Source organism: Streptomyces sp. NPDC045778, assembly GCF_056431945.1.
Genome location: NZ_JBWKJZ010000006.1, coordinates 206,122 through 220,455 on the forward strand (window position 1 = coordinate 206,122; position 14,334 = coordinate 220,455).

General features: G+C 74.2%; 11 protein-coding genes. 7 read left to right on the forward strand and 4 right to left on the reverse strand.

What is annotated here, in order from left to right:
* Positions 1-87 precede the first annotated feature (87 nt).
* Positions 88-1,593, forward strand: a complete 1,506-nt coding sequence (locus AC07GB_RS10355) for an MGH1-like glycoside hydrolase domain-containing protein (protein WP_478843574.1) — start codon at positions 88-90, stop codon at positions 1,591-1,593.
* Complete coding sequence (locus AC07GB_RS10360; protein WP_478843576.1) at positions 1,586-3,571, forward strand: amylo-alpha-1,6-glucosidase; 1,986 nt, start codon at positions 1,586-1,588, stop codon at positions 3,569-3,571. Before AC07GB_RS10355 ends, AC07GB_RS10360 begins: the two co-directional genes overlap by 8 nt.
* A gap of 230 nt (positions 3,572-3,801) precedes the next feature.
* On the opposite strand, the gene dusB is transcribed toward AC07GB_RS10360, so the two are convergent.
* Together dusB and AC07GB_RS10370 are read right to left on the reverse strand one after the other, a co-directional pair.
* Positions 3,802-4,953, reverse strand: coding sequence for a tRNA dihydrouridine synthase DusB (gene dusB, locus AC07GB_RS10365; RefSeq protein ID WP_478843578.1), 1,152 nt, complete (start codon positions 4,951-4,953; stop codon positions 3,802-3,804).
* Positions 4,954-5,015: 62 nt separating this feature from the next.
* The gene (locus AC07GB_RS10370; protein ID WP_478843580.1) at positions 5,016-5,957 is read right to left on the reverse strand and encodes a helix-turn-helix transcriptional regulator; all 942 of its coding nucleotides are present in this window, start codon (positions 5,955-5,957) and stop codon (positions 5,016-5,018) included.
* Positions 5,958-6,064: 107 nt separating this feature from the next.
* On the opposite strand from AC07GB_RS10370, the gene AC07GB_RS10375 reads away from it, so the two are divergent.
* The 5 genes from AC07GB_RS10375 (at position 6,065) to AC07GB_RS10395 (ending at position 12,514) form a co-directional block, all read left to right on the forward strand.
* Positions 6,065-7,543 (forward strand): MFS transporter, encoded by a 1,479-nt coding sequence (locus AC07GB_RS10375; protein ID WP_478843582.1) that lies wholly within the window; start codon positions 6,065-6,067, stop codon positions 7,541-7,543.
* Positions 7,544-7,621: 78 nt separating this feature from the next.
* Positions 7,622-9,076, forward strand: a complete 1,455-nt coding sequence (locus AC07GB_RS10380) for an MFS transporter (protein ID WP_478843584.1) — start codon at positions 7,622-7,624, stop codon at positions 9,074-9,076.
* Between the two features lie 112 nt (positions 9,077-9,188).
* Positions 9,189-10,205 carry an aldo/keto reductase gene (locus AC07GB_RS10385; RefSeq protein WP_478843586.1) on the forward strand — a complete coding sequence of 339 codons (1,017 nt, stop codon included), beginning with the start codon at positions 9,189-9,191 and terminating at the stop codon, positions 10,203-10,205.
* A gap of 71 nt (positions 10,206-10,276) precedes the next feature.
* Positions 10,277-10,870 (forward strand): TetR/AcrR family transcriptional regulator, encoded by a 594-nt coding sequence (locus tag AC07GB_RS10390; protein ID WP_478843588.1) that lies wholly within the window; start codon positions 10,277-10,279, stop codon positions 10,868-10,870.
* A 117-nt stretch (positions 10,871-10,987) separates the two neighbouring features.
* Positions 10,988-12,514, forward strand: coding sequence for a GMC family oxidoreductase (locus AC07GB_RS10395; protein WP_478843590.1), 1,527 nt, complete (start codon positions 10,988-10,990; stop codon positions 12,512-12,514).
* On the opposite strand, the gene AC07GB_RS10400 is transcribed toward AC07GB_RS10395, so the two are convergent.
* Together AC07GB_RS10400 and AC07GB_RS10405 are read right to left on the reverse strand one after the other, a co-directional pair.
* Positions 12,511-12,720, reverse strand: coding sequence for a hypothetical protein (locus AC07GB_RS10400; protein WP_478843592.1), 210 nt, complete (start codon positions 12,718-12,720; stop codon positions 12,511-12,513). The two genes, AC07GB_RS10395 and AC07GB_RS10400, sit on opposite strands and share 4 nt — an antisense overlap.
* A 69-nt stretch (positions 12,721-12,789) precedes the next feature.
* Positions 12,790-14,169 (reverse strand): glycine--tRNA ligase, encoded by a 1,380-nt coding sequence (locus AC07GB_RS10405; protein WP_478843594.1) that lies wholly within the window; start codon positions 14,167-14,169, stop codon positions 12,790-12,792.
* Positions 14,170-14,334 lie beyond the last annotated feature (165 nt).

Below are 14,334 nucleotides of genomic sequence, written 5' to 3' on the forward strand. Positions count from 1 at the left end.
CGAGTAGACGTAACCCTAGGCTGGAAACAGCCGAACTGACAGCCTGTCGGCACGAGGACGCGCGCCGCCGGGCTGAGGGAGTGACGCGTGGACCGCACCACCACGGGCGCCGCGGCGACGGCGCAGGACTCCCCGGCGGCCGCGGGCCGGGCCGACCGGGCGACGACCGGCGCGGCGGCGCCGCGGGACGCGGGCGCCCGGGGCGACCCGGACCCCTTACGCACGGCCGCGGCCCGGGTCCTGCACGGCAACTGGACCGGAGCCTCCACCGTCCCCTCCCGCGGCCTCTACCCCCACCAGTGGTCCTGGGACTCGGCGTTCATCGCGATCGGGCTGCGCCATCTGTCGCCGCTGCGGGCCCAGTTGGAGCTGGAGACGCTGCTGCGCGCGCAGTGGGCCGACGGCCGCGTCCCGCACATCGTGTTCAACCCCGCGGTGCCCCTGGACGCCTACTTCCCGAGCCCCGACTTCTGGCGCTCCGCCACCGCGGGGCGCGCGGCGGGCGCGCCGGGCGGCGTGCAGACCTCCGGCATCGTGCAGCCGCCGGTGCACGCCCTCGCCGCCTGGCTGGTGCACCTCGCCGACCCCGGCCTGTCCCGGGCCCGCTCCTTCCTGGCCCGTCTGCACCCGCGCCTCGCGGCCTGGCACCGCTATCTGCTGCGCCGGCGCGACCTCGGCGGCGCCGGGCTCGCCGCCGTCGTCCACCCCTGGGAGCAGGGCATGGACAACAGCCCCTGCTGGGACGGCCCGCTGAGCCGCGTCCCGCCCGCCCTTCCGCGCACCTTCCGCCGCGCCGACCTCGACCACGGCTGCCCGCGCGACCGGCCGACGGACCTCGACTACGGCCGGTACGTACGCCTCGCGGCGGACTACCGCGACCGGGGCTACGGCGCCGCCGACCCCGCGCCCCACGAGCGGCGGGGCGACTTCGCCGTGGAGGACCCGGCCTTCAACGCCCTCCTGATCGCGTCCGAGCACGCCCTCGCCCGCATCACCGGCGAGCTGGGGGTCGCCGCGACGGCCCGGCACGAGCGCGCGGAGCGGCTCACCCGGGCCCTGGTGGAGCGGCTGTGGGACCCGGCGGCCGGGCTGTTCCGGTGCCGCGACCTGCGGGCGGGGCCCGCCGACGGCGCGCTCGTCGCCGAGCGCGGGGTCACCGGGCTCGTCCCGCTGCTGCTGCCGGGGCTGCCCGGCGACGTCGTGACCGCCCTGGTGCGCACCGCGTGCGGCCCGCACTTCGAACTCGGCGGCCGGGCCCGGCTCGTCCCCAGCCACGACCTGCTCAGCCCGGCCTTCGACGCCCGCAGATACTGGCGGGGACCGGCCTGGATCAACATCAACTGGCTGATCGAGCGCGGCCTGCGCCTGCACGGCGAGCGGGGCAGGGCCGACGCCCTGCGCGGGGCGCTGCTCGACGTGGCCGAGGCCTCCGGCTTCTCCGAGTACGTGGATCCGTACACGGGGCACGGCTGCGGCACCCGCGGCTTCAGCTGGAGCGCGGCACTGGCACTCGATCTCTGTCTGGACGCGGACCACGCGCCGGCACACCACACAGCGGGGCCTGGCAGGAGCGAGAGGGCTCGACATGACTGACCGGCACGACCACCACCTCCTCGTCCGCGGTACGACGTTCGCGGCCGTGGGTCCCGGCGGCGACATCCGCGGCGTCCCGGGCGGCGGCTCGCCCGACGGCCTCTTCGTGCGCGACGCGCGGCACCTGAGCCGCTGGCAGCTGACCGTGGACGGCGCCGTCCCCGAGGTCCTGAGCCCCGCCGGGGGCGAGGGCCCGGACGCGGACGTGGCGCGCTGCGTGCTCGTGCCGCGCGGCGGCCGTCAGGAGCCGCCCGCGTACACGCTCTTCCGCGAGCAGGCCGTCACCGACGGCACGCTGGTCGAGGCGGTGCGGATCACCAGCAACCGCCCGGTGCCGACGACGCTGCGGCTCGCGCTGACCGCCGACGCCGACTTCACCGACCAGTTCGAGCTGCGCGCGGACCACCGTACGTACGCGAAGCCGGGCGCGGTCCGCTCCCGGCGGGCCCTCCAGGCGCCGGACGACGGGGACGAACGGGGGCCCGGCGGCATCGAGTTCGCCTACCGCCGCGGCGACTGGCTGAGCCGCACCACCGTCACCGCCGAGCCCGCGCCCGACGCCGTCGAGGAGACGGGCACCGGGGCGCGGCGGCTCGTCTGGACCCTCGAACTGGCCGCGCACGCCTCCGCCGGCCTCGCCCTGACCGTCACCGCGGCGCCGCACGGCGCGCCGCCGCTGCCGCCCGCGCCCGCGTCGCCGGGCGCCGCCGTCGCCCTGCTCGCCGAGGCGCGGCGGGAGTTCACCGCCGACGTGCCGCTGCCCTCGGCCTGGCCCGGCCTCGCGGCCGCGTGCACGCGCGGGCTCCGCGACCTCGCCGCGCTCCAGGTGCCCGCGCGCGGCCCTGACGGCGAGGAGCTTCGGGTGCCCGGGGCCGGGGTCCCCTGGTTCCTCACCCTGCTCGGCCGTGACGCGCTCCTGACCTCGCTCTTCGCGCTGCCGTACCTGCCGCGCCTGGCCGCCGCCACGCTGCCCGCGCTCGCCGCGACGCAGGCCACGGAGGACACCGAGGGGCGGGTCGCGCAGCCCGGCAAGATCGTGCACGAGGTGCGGCACGGCGAGCTGGCCCACTTCGGCCAGGTCCCGTACGGGCGCTACTACGGCTCCGTGGACGCCACTCCGCTCTTCCTCGTGCTGCTCGGCGCGTACACCGAGCACACCGGTGACACGGCCCTCGCGCTGCGCCTGCGGACGCACGCGCGCGCCGCCGTCGCCTGGATGCTCGACCACGGCGGGCTCACCGCGCGCGGCTACCTCGTGTACCGCGCCGACGAGGGGGGCCTCGCCAACCAGAACTGGAAGGACTCCCCCGGCGCGATCTGCGGCGCCGACGGGGACCGGCCGACCGGGCCCGTCATGGCCGCGGGCGCCCAGGGCTACGCGTACGACGCGCTGCGGCGCACGGCCTGGCTCGCCCGGGCCGTCTGGGACGACCCCGTCTACGCGGACCTGCTCACCCAGGCCGCCGCCGATCTGCGGGACCGCTTCCAGCGGGACTTCTGGATGGCCGCGCACGGCTTTCCCGCGCTCGCCCTCGACGGGCAGGGGCGGCAGGTGGACGCGCTCGCCTCCGACGCGGGGCACCTGCTGTGGTCGGGGCTCCTCGACAAGGAGTACGGCGAGGCGGTGGGGCGCCGCCTCCTCGCGCCCGACTTCTTCTCCGGCTGGGGCGTGCGCACGCTGGCCTCCGGGCAGGGCGCGTACCACCCGCTGTCCTACCACCGGGGCTCGGTGTGGCCCCACGACAACGCGCTCATCGCCCTCGGGCTCTCCCGCTACGGGCTCCACGACGAGGCCCGGGTGGTCGCCCACGCCCTGGTGGACGCGGCGGCCACGGCCTGCGGCCGGCTCCCGGAGGTCCTCGCCGGGTACGAGCGGGCCGCGCACCCCGAGCCGGTCCCCTACCCCCACGCCTGCGTCCAGGACGCCCGCTCGGCGGCGGCACCCCTGGCCCTGCTGACAGCGGTGACGGGCGGCTAGCCCCCTCCCCGCCCCCGGCCCCGTCCCGCTGTGGGCAGTCGTCCCGCAGGGCGGGACGGGTGGGCACAGCGCCTAGGCGCCCCGGGCCGTCCTGCTCGGGCCGGCGTTCGGGCGGGGCACGCTACCCGGCGGCGCGGGGTCCGCCCTGTGCCCGCCCGTTCCGCCCCCTGGGCGGACCAGCCGCCCATAGGGAGGGCGGAGCCGTCCACAGCGGGCGGGCGGAAAGGCCGTCAGCCGCCCGAGGTGTCGAGTTCCGCGTCCTCGGAGACGCCCGCGCAGTCGTAGGGGTCGCGGAGCCACCCGTCGGGCAGGACCACCCGGTTGTTGCCGGAGGTCCGCCCGCGCGGCCCGTCCGCCCCGTCGGGCCACCCCTGCTCCAGGTCCAGCTCGTCGAGCCCGGAGCGCAGCTCCGCGAGGGAGGAGGTGATCGCGAGCCGCTTGCGCATCTCGGACCCGACCGAGAACCCCTTCAGGTACCAGGCCACGTGCTTGCGGAAGTCGATGACGCCCCGCGCCTCGTCCCCGATCCACTCGCCGAGGAGCGCGGCGTGCCGGACCATGACGTCGGCGACGGTCCGCAGCGTGGGCCGGGCCAGGTCCTCGGCACGGCCCTCGAAGGCCGCCACCAGGTCGCCGAACAGCCACGGCCGCCCGAGGCAGCCGCGCCCGACGACCACCCCGTCGCACCCGGTCTCGCGCATCATCCGCACGGCGTCCGCCGCCGACCAGATGTCGCCGTTGCCGAGGACGGGGATCTCCGGGACGTGCTCCTTGAGGCGGGCGATCGCGGACCAGTCCGCGGTGCCGCCGTAGTGCTGCGCGGCCGTGCGGCCGTGCAGGGCGATCGCGGTGACGCCCTCCTCGACGGCGATGCGCCCGGCGTCCAGGTAGGTGATGTGGTCGTCGTCGATGCCCTTGCGCATCTTCATCGTGACCGGCAGGTCACCCGCCCCGCTCACGGCCTCCTTCAGGATCGCGCGCAGCAGGTGCCGCTTGTACGGAAGGGCCGAGCCGCCGCCCTTGCGGGTGACCTTGGGGACCGGGCAGCCGAAGTTGAGGTCGATGTGATCGGCGAGGTCCTCTTCCGCGATCATGCGGACGGCCTTGCCGACGGTGGCCGGGTCGACGCCGTACAGCTGGATCGAGCGCGGCTTCTCGCTCGCGTCGAAGTGGATCAGCTGCATGGTCTTCTCGTTGCGCTCGACGAGCGCGCGCGTCGTGATCATCTCGCTGACGAAGAGGCCCTTGCCGCCGCTGAACTCCCGGCACAGCGTCCGGAACGGCGCGTTCGTGATCCCCGCCATGGGCGCGAGCACGACGGGCGGCTGCACCACGTGGGGGCCGATCGACAGCGTCGACGGTGAGGCCTGCGGCTGGGACATCGGGTTGCTCTCCGGGAACGTACGGGACTCTCGACGAGAAGCGGGCAAGCATCCATTGTCCCTCAGTCGGGAACCTGCCCGTCCCCCAGCTCCGCGAGCCGCTCCAGGCGCTCCTCGGTCGCGTCGTCGGCGGGGACGTACGCGACGAGGCGGTAGGCCTGCGTCTCCGGCGTCAGCCACATGGTGCGGTGCTCCAGGCTGAGCAGCCCCACCACGGGGTGCTCATAGCGTTTGACGTGCGGCGACATCGCGCCCAGCTCGTGCCGCCGCCACAGCTCGCGGAACTCCGCCGACTGTGCGAGCAGCCCGTCGAGCCGCTCCTTCCAGGCGGGCTCGGCCACGTGCTCGGCCATGCCGGCGCGGAACTTCGCGATCAGGTCGCGCAGCATCTCGTCCCGGTCGAGGAAGGTCTCGCGCCAGCGCTTGCTGGTGATGAGCAGCCACAGGCAGTTGCGCTCCTGCTGCGGCAGCTCGGCGAGGTCGCCGAAGACCCGCGCGAAGGGGCGGTTGTGGGCGAGGACGTCGTAGCGGGCGTTCTGCAAGGTCGCCGGGTAGGGCGCCATGCGGTGCATCAGGCGCAGGGCGGTGCCGGTCACGAGCGGGCACTCGGTCTCGGGGCGCGGGTCGACGGCCCCGGCGAGCGTGAAGAGGTGGCCGCGCTCGGTCTGGTCCATGAGCAGCGCGCGGGCGACGGCGTCGAGGACCTGTGCGGAGACCCGGATGGGCCGCCCCTGCTCCAGCCACGTGTACCAGGTGACGCCCACCGCGGACAGCTGGGCGACCTCCTCGCGGCGCAGGCCCGGCGTGCGCCGCCGGGCGCCGCGTGGCAGGCCCACCTGCTCGGGCGTGATCCGCTCGCGGCGGCTGCGCAGGAAGGCGGCCAGCTCCTGTCTGCGGGTGGCGTCGTCGTCCGCGGCGGTCACCGGGGGCGTCAAGGGCGCTGTGGTCACCGTGGGCGTCAGCGGCTCCGCGGTCACCGGGGGCGTCAGGGGCTCTGCGGTCATGGTCACGCTCCCAGCGTCGCGCAGCCCGCGCCCCGTTTCCAGGTGCGTCTACTACCAGGATAAAGACACTCTGGTACCCGTCTCGGCGCCCGCCCATCGTCGTATCCGTGACTCGCACAACGACTCCTACGACGACTCCCACGAAGACCCCTCCGACGACTCCTACGACGCCCTCCGCGGGCAAGGCCGCCACGGCCGCGGCCCCCGCGCTCAGCACCCTCGGCCTCTTCGCCGTCCTGCTCGGCACCTCCCTGCCGAGCACCGACTTCTTCGTCGTCAACGTCGCCCTGCCCGACATCGGGCGCGACCTGGGCGCCTCGCCGTCCGCCCTGGAGATGATCGCCGCCGGGTACGCCCTCGCGTACGCCGTGCTGCTCGTCCTCGGCGGTCGGCTCGGGGACGCGTACGGGCGCAGGCGGCTGTTCCTGTGGGGCGTCGCCGGCTTCGGGCTCACCTCGCTGGCCTGCGGCCTCGCCCCCGACGCCTGGTCGCTCGTGGCGTTCAGGGCCGCGCAGGGCGCCGCGTCCGCGCTGCTCATCCCGCAGGTGCTCGCCACCATCCACGCGACGACGCGCGGCGAGCGCCGCGCGCGGGCCGTCGCCCTGTACGGGGCGGTGAGCGGACTCGCGATGGTGCTCGGGCAGGTGCTCGGCGGGGTCCTGGTGTCGGCCGATGTCGCGGGCACCGGCTGGCGCATGGCGTTCCTGATCAACGTGCCGGTCGTCGCCCTCGCGTGGCCCCTCGCTCTGCGGTCGGTGCCGGACAGCCGCGCCGAGCAGCCCCGGCGCAGCGACGTGGGCGGCACCGTCCTGTTCGCCGCCGCGCTGATCGCGCTGCTGCTTCCGCTGACCGAGGGCCGCTCGGCGGGCTGGCCGCTGTGGTCGGTGCTCGCGCTCCTGGCCGCGCCCCTGCTGGTGTGGGCGTTCGCCGCCGTGGAGCGGCGCGCGGAGCGCACCGGCGGCAGCCCGCTGCTGCCCCTGTCGCTGCTGCGCGAGCCCGGGGTCGCGCGGGGCCTGCTGGTCGGCGTACCGATCTTCGTCGGCTTCAGCGGCTTCATGTTCGTCAGCGCCGTGACGCTCCAGGAGGGCCTGGGGTACGGCGCCCTGAAGGCGGGCCTGACGCTGATCCCCATGGGGGTCGCGCAGTTCAGCGCGTCCCTGCTGCTGCCGCGCGTGGTGAACCGGTTCGGCGGCCGCACCCTGGTCTTGTGCGCCCTGGTGCACGGCGTGGGTCTCGCCGTGCTCGCCGGCACCCTCCTGTGGGCCCCGTGGTCCGCGCTCACCCCGCTGACGCTGGCCCCGGGCCTGCTCCTGTGCGGCTTGGGCCAGGGCGTCCAGCTGCCCCTGTACTACCGCGTGCTGCTCGCTGCGGTGCCCGCCGCGCGGGCGGGCGCGGGCAGCGGGCTCGCCGCGACGACCCAGCAGGCGGGCCTGGCCGTCGGGGTCGCCACGCTCGGCTCGCTGTTCCTGGCGCTCGAACCCGGCCTGGGCATGCGCGAGGCCTTCGCGGTCGTGCTGGGCGTGCAGCTGGCGGGCCTGCTGGGCCTGGCGGCACTGGGCCTCAGGCTGCCGCGCGAGCTGGGCTGAGGGCGGGGCCGCGGCGTGGCCGGGCCTGGCCACGGCCGCCCGGAGCGTGACGCCCAGCCCGGGGATACCGTCGACTGTATGTCCGAGCCCGACCTGAGCCCCCGCCGCCGCCACCTCGTGCTCGCGATCTGCTGCATGAGCCTGCTGATCGTCAGCCTGGACAACACCGCCCTGAACGTCGCCCTGCCCACCATGGCCAGGGAGTTCGACACCAGCATCTCGGGCATGCAGTGGACGATCGACGCGTACACCCTCGTCCTCGCCTCGCTCCTGATGCTGGCGGGCTCGACGGGCGACCGGGTCGGGCGCCGCCGGGTGTTCCAGACGGGCCTCGCGGTCTTCACCCTCGGCTCGCTCCTGTGCTCCCTGGCCCCGGACCTGGAGTCGCTCGTCGCCTTCCGCATGATCCAGGCGGTGGGCGGCTCCATGCTCAACCCCGTCGCCATGTCGATCATCACGAACACCTTCACCGAGCCGCGCGAGCGCGCCCGCGCCATCGGGGTGTGGGGCGGTGTCGTCGGCATCTCCATGGCGGCGGGCCCGCTGGTGGGCGGCCTCCTCGTGGACGCGGTGGGCTGGCGCGCGATCTTCTGGGTGAACCTGCCGGTGGGCCTCGCCGCGCTGTTCCTGACCAGGCGGTACGTCCCGGAGTCCCGCGCGCCGAAGCCGCGTCGCGCCGACCCGGTCGGGCAGCTCCTGGTGATCGTGCTGCTCGGCGCGCTCACGTACGCGATCATCGAGGCGCCCGTGGCGGGCTGGACCTCACCCCTGATCATGCTGTTCGCGGCCACCGCCGTCGCGGCGCTCGCGGGCCTCCTCCTGTACGAGCCGCGCCGCGCGGAACCCCTCATCGACCTGCGGTTCTTCCGCTCGGCGCCGTTCAGCGGGGCGACGGTCATCGCGATCTGCGCGTTCGCCGCCCTGGGCGGCTTCCTGTTCCTCTCCACCCTGTACCTCCAGGACGTACGCGGCCTGGACGCGCTGCACGCGGGCCTGTGGATGCTGCCCATGGCCGCGATGACCCTGGTGTGCGCCCCGCTCTCCGGCCGCCTGGTCGGCAGCCGGGGCCCGCGCCTGCCCCTCCTGATCGCGGGCGTCGCCCTGACGGCGTCCGGCGTCCTCTTCGCCGCCTTCGAGGCGGAGAACTCCAGCGGCACCCGCCTCCTGTCCTACGTCGTCTTCGGCATCGGCTTCGGCGTCGTGAACGCGCCCATCACCAACACCGCCGTGGCCGGAATGCCCCGCGCCCAGGCAGGCGTCGCCGCCGCCGTGGCCTCCACCAGCCGCCAGATCGGCCAGACCCTGGGCGTCGCGGTCATCGGCGCGGTCCTGGCCTCCGGCGTCACGTCGTCGTACGCGCAGGACTTCACGACGGCGAGCCGCCCGGCCTGGTGGATCATCACGGGCTGCGGCGCGGCGGTCCTGTGCGTGGGCGCCCTGACGAGCGGCACGTGGGCCCGGAGGACGGCACAGCACACGGCGGAGCGGCTGCGGGCGCCCGAGCTTCAGGATCAAGTTACAGATTACAGATAACAAAACTTGAAATCTGTAACTGGAGGGTGCATCGTGGAGGCACGGCGTTCGCTCACCCCCTCGCCGGGGCCCGTCGCGCCGCCCTCTACCCAGCACACCCCCAGGAGCCCTCATGCGCACCCAGAAGCTCGGCAGCACCGGCCCCGTCTCCTCCGCTCTCGGCCTCGGCTGCATGGGCATGTCCGCGTTGTACGGGGAGGCGGACCGGGGCGAGGCCATCGCCACGATCCATGCGGCGCTCGACGCGGGCGTGACCCTGCTCGACACCGGTGACTTCTACGCCATGGGTCACAACGAGCTGCTCATCGGCGAAGCCCTGCGCACCGCGCCCGCCGCGCACCGCGAGAAGGCGCTCACCAGCGTGAAGTTCGGTGCCCTTCGCGACCCGGACGGCGGCTGGGCGGGGTACGACGGGCGGCCGGCCGCGGTGAAGAACTTCGCGGCGTACTCGCTCCAGCGTCTCGGCGTCGACCACATCGACGTGTACCGCATCGCCCGCGTCGACGAGGACGTGCCGATCGAGGAGACCGTCGGCGCCATCGCCGAGCTGGTCGAGAAGGGGTACGTGCGGCACGTCGGTCTGTCGGAGGTGAGCGCGGAGACCTTGCGCCGGGCCGCCGCCGTCGCGCCGGTCTCGGACCTCCAGATCGAGTACTCCCTGATCTCGCGCGGCATCGAGGACGAGATCCTGCCCACCGCCGCCGACCTCGGCATCGGCGTCACCGCGTACGGCGTGCTCTCGCGCGGCCTGATCTCCGGGCACTTCGCGCGCGACCGCAAGCTCGCCGCGGACGACTTCCGCGGGGTCAGCCCCCGCTTCCAGGGCGAGAACCTCCAGCGCAACCTCGACCTGGTGGACGCCCTGCGCGAGATCGCGGCGGCCAAGGGCGTGAGCGTCGCGCAGATCGCGATCGCCTGGGTGCTCGCGCGGGGCCCGCTCTTCGGCGCGAGCGTCGTGCCGCTGGTCGGCGCCCGCCGCCGGGACCGCCTGGCCGAGGCGCTCGGCGCCCTGGACGTCCGGCTCGACGCCGACGACCTCGCCGCCGTCGAGCAGGCCGTGCCCGCGGGCGCCGCCGCGGGCGACCGCTACCCCGAGGCGCAGATGGCACATCTCGACAGCGAGCGCTGACGAGGGCGCCGAAGGCGCCGGGTACCGTCTTGACCATGGCTACGACCGAGACGCCGGGTACCGTCTTGACCATGGCTACGACCGAGACCCTGACCGCCGAGCGCATCCTCGCCACCACCGAGGACGTGCTGCGCCGCCACGGAGCCGCCAAGGCCACCGTGGTGGACGTGGCCCGCGCGCTCGGCGTCAGTCACGCCGCCGTGTACCGCCACTTCCGTACGAAGGCGGCACTGCGGGAAGCGGTCACCAAGCGCTGGCTCGACCGGACGACGGCCGAGCTGCGACGGGTCGTGGAGGACCGCTCGGTGCCCGCGGACGAGCGGCTGCGCCGCTGGTTCACGGCCCTGTTCGCGGCCAAGCGCAAGAAGGCGGGCGACGACCCGGAGCTGTTCGCGACGTACGAGGTGCTGCTCGGCGAGAACAGCGGCGTGGTGGAGGAGCACATCGCCGACCTGGTCGGGCAGCTGCGCCTGATCGTCGAAGAGGGCGCGGCCCAGGGCGAGTTGGCATCGCCCGTCGCGGACGCGGGGCTCACGGCCCGCGCGGTCTTCGACGCCACCGGCCGCTTCCACGACCCCGGCTACTCCCGCGAGTGGTTCACGCCCGGCATCGACGAGGCCTTCACGGCGGTCGTCGAGCTGACACTGGCCGCCCTCCGGCCCTGACTTCCCCGCGGTTTCGGCGTTTCCCTGCGCCCCGCCCGCCCCTCCTGATTGCCTGGCCCCACCCATCACCCAGGCAGACAGGAGCAGCCAAGTGGCTTTAGGCGTAGGGGAGTTGACGTGGTGACGACGGAGAGAGAGTACGACTACGTCGTCGTGGGGGCCGGGTCCGCCGGCTGTGTCGTCGCGGCCCGGCTCAGCGAGGAGCGGGGCCGCACCGTGCTGCTCGTCGAGGCGGGCCCCGAGCGCACCAAGTCGGATCTCGCGACGCCGTACGCGTGGCCGTCACTCATGGGCGGCGACGCCGACCACGGCTACCGCACGGTGCCGCAGCCGGGCGTCGGCGGGATCTCGCTGCCGTGCCCGAGGGGGCGGACGCTCGGCGGGTCGAGCGCCATCAACGGCATGGTGTTCCTGCGCGGGCACCGCGCGGACTACGACCGCTGGGCGGCGGCGGGCTGCGCGGGCTGGGGCTACGACGAGCTGCTCCCCCACTTCAAGCGGATGGAGTCGGTGCCCGGCGGCGACCGGGCGTACCGCGGGGACGCCGGGCCGCTGCGGGTCGCGCCCGCGCGGCCCGAGGACGCCAACCCGCTGTCCGCGGCGTTCGTCGAGGCCGCCGTCGCGGCGGGCCACACGCGCACCGGCGACTTCAACGGCGCGGTCCAGGAAGGCGTCGGGTGGCCGGACCTGACGATCGCCGAGGGGGCGCGGCAGAGCGCGGCCGACGCCTATCTGCGCCCCCTGGACGGCACCCGGCCGAACCTCACCGTGTCCGCCGACTCCCGCGCGCGCCGCCTCCTCTTCGAGAGCGACGGCGGCGACCGGTGCACGGGTGTGGAGTTCAGCCGCGGGGGCGCCCTGGTCACGGCGCGCGCCCGCGCCGAGGTGATCGTGTGCGCGGGGGCCGTCGACTCGCCCCGGCTTCTGCTGCTCTCGGGCGTCGGCCCCGCCGACGAGCTGCGCGCGGCGGGCGTCGGCGTACGGCACGAACTGCCGGGCGTGGGCCGCGCGCTCCAGGACCATCCGCTGTGCGGGGTGGTGTTCGAGGCGGACCGCCCGATCCCGGCGGGCAAGGTCAATCTGTCGGAGGCGTCGTTGCACTGGCGCAGCGAGGCGTCGCTGCCCGGCCCGGACATGCAGCTCCTGTGCGTCCACGTCCCGTACCACCCGCCGACGCTCGCGGCGCCGGAGAACTGCTTCACGCTCGGCGTGGCCACGGTGCCGCGCTCCCGGGGCGCGGTGCGGATCGCGGACGCGGACCCGGACACGCCCCCGCTGATCGACCCGGGTTACCTGACCGACGAGGACGACGTACGGCGCATGCTGCACGGCATCGAGACGGCCCGGGAGATCGCGGCGACCGGGCCCCTCGCCCGGTGGGGGGCGCGGGAGGTGCTGCCGGGCGAGGCGCGCGCACGCGCGTTCCTGACGGCGGCGACGGGGCCGTACTTCCACCTGGCGGGCAGCTGCGCGATGGGCACGGGCGCGGACGCGGTGGTCGACCCTCAGCTGCGGGTGCGGGGCCTGCGCGGCCTGCGCGTGGCGGACGCGTCGGTGATGCCGTCGATCGTGTCGGTGAACACCAACGCGGCGGCGCTCGTGATCGGCGAGAAGGCGGCCGACCTGGTGCGGTCCGCCGGCTAGGGCGCGCCCGCCGGGTCCACCGTCGCCTGGTGGGCGCGCTCCAGGTGCTCCTCGGCCTTGAGCCACGGCAGGAAGCGGGCCTTCGCGCGCCAGCCGCACGTGGCGCAGACCAGATGGCGCCGCAGGCCCGTCCTGCGCAGGTGCACGACGTGGCCGCGCCCGTGCAGGTCCCATCTGCTGACCTTGGTCGTGGCCGTCGGCTGCATGCCCCTCAGTGTGCACCGGAGCCCCCGGTTCCGTTGCCGGAACCGGGGGCTCGCGCTACCAGCGATACGTCAGCAGCCGACGAGGCGCGTGGCGAGGTAGCCCTCGATCTGGTCGAGGGAGACCCGCTCCTGCTTCATGGTGTCGCGCTCGCGCACGGTCACCGCGTTGTCCTCAAGGGTGTCGAAGTCGACGGTGACGCAGAACGGCGTGCCGATCTCGTCCTGGCGGCGGTAGCGGCGGCCGATCGCGCCCGCGTCGTCGAACTCGATGTTCCAGTTCTGCCGGAGCGCGGTGGCCAGGCCCTTGGCCTTCGGGGACAGCTCCGGGTTGCGGGACAGCGGCAGGACCGCGGCCTTCACCGGGGCGATGCGCGGGTCGAAGCGCATGACCGTGCGCTTCTCCAGCTTGCCCTTGGCGTTCGGCGCCTCGTCCTCGATGTACGAGTCGAGGAGGAAGGCCAGCATGGTGCGGCCGACACCGGCGGCGGGCTCGATGACGTACGGCGTCCAGCGCTCGCCGGCTTCCTGGTCGAAGTACGACAGGTCCTGGCCGGAGGCCTTGGCGTGCGCGGACAGGTCGTAGTCGGTGCGGTTGGCGACGCCCTCCAGCTCGCCCCACTCGCTGCCGCCGAACTGGAAGCGGTACTCGATGTCAGCGGTGCGCTTGGAGTAGTGGGAGAGCTTCTCCTTCGGGTGCTCGAACCACCGCATGTTCTCCTCGCGCAGGCCGAGACCGGTGTACCAGTTCCAGCGCTGCTCCATCCAGTACTCCTGCCACTTCTCGTCCTCGCCCGGCTTGACGAAGAACTCCATCTCCATCTGCTCGAACTCGCGGGTGCGGAAGATGAAGTTGCCGGGCGTGATCTCGTTGCGGAACGACTTGCCCATCTGGGCGATGCCGAACGGCGGCTTGCGCCGCGACGTCGTCTGCACCTGGGAGAAGTTGGTGAAGATGCCCTGCGCGGTCTCGGGGCGCAGGTAGGCGACCGAGCCGGAGTCCTGGGTCGGGCCGAGGTGCGTGGAAAGCAGGCCCGAGAACTGCTTGGGCTCGGTGAACTGGCCCTTGGTGCCGCAGTTGGGGCAGTTGATGTCCGCGAGGCTCTCGGGCGCGCGGCCCTTCTTCTCCTCGTACGCCTCTTCCAGGTGGTCCGCGCGGTAGCGCTTGTGGCAGGAGGTGCACTCGGTCAGCGGGTCCGTGAAGGTGGCGACGTGGCCGGAGGCCTGCCAGACCTCGGTGGCCAGGATCACGGACGAGTCGATACCGACGACGTCTTCACGCGAGGTGACCATGTAGCGCCACCACTGGCGCTTGATGTTCTCCTTCAGCTCGACGCCCAGCGGTCCGTAGTCCCAGGCGGCGCGCTGGCCACCGTAGATCTCGCTGCACGGGAAGACGAAGCCTCGGCGCTTGCTCAGGCTGACGATGGTGTCGATCTTGTCGGCGGCCACGGTGCTCTCTTCATTACGACGACGACGGAGCGGCCGCCCTGTGGGCGGTGGCTCCAGGAGCGAATGCTTCAGGTTACCGGCGCCCGCACCCCCCGGATCAAATCGGTTCCCGCCCCGACGGCTTCCCTCCCACCCACCCGCCCTTCTCCTCCACCTTCGCCCCAT

Bases quoted from the DNA above. Each gene is read 5' to 3' on its own strand.
- AC07GB_RS10360 (WP_478843576.1), top strand. From the start codon at position 1,586: ATGACTGACCGGCACGACCACCACCTCCTCGTCCGCGGTACGACGTTC.
- dusB (WP_478843578.1), bottom strand. From the start codon at position 4,953: ATGTCCCAGCCGCAGGCCTCACCGTCGACGCTGTCGATCGGCCCCCAC.
- AC07GB_RS10370 (WP_478843580.1), bottom strand. From the start codon at position 5,957: ATGACCGCAGAGCCCCTGACGCCCCCGGTGACCGCGGAGCCGCTGACG.
- AC07GB_RS10380 (WP_478843584.1), top strand. From the start codon at position 7,622: ATGTCCGAGCCCGACCTGAGCCCCCGCCGCCGCCACCTCGTGCTCGCG.
- AC07GB_RS10385 (WP_478843586.1), top strand. From the start codon at position 9,189: ATGCGCACCCAGAAGCTCGGCAGCACCGGCCCCGTCTCCTCCGCTCTC.
- AC07GB_RS10390 (WP_478843588.1), top strand. From the start codon at position 10,277: ATGGCTACGACCGAGACCCTGACCGCCGAGCGCATCCTCGCCACCACC.
- AC07GB_RS10400 (WP_478843592.1), bottom strand. From the start codon at position 12,720: ATGCAGCCGACGGCCACGACCAAGGTCAGCAGATGGGACCTGCACGGG.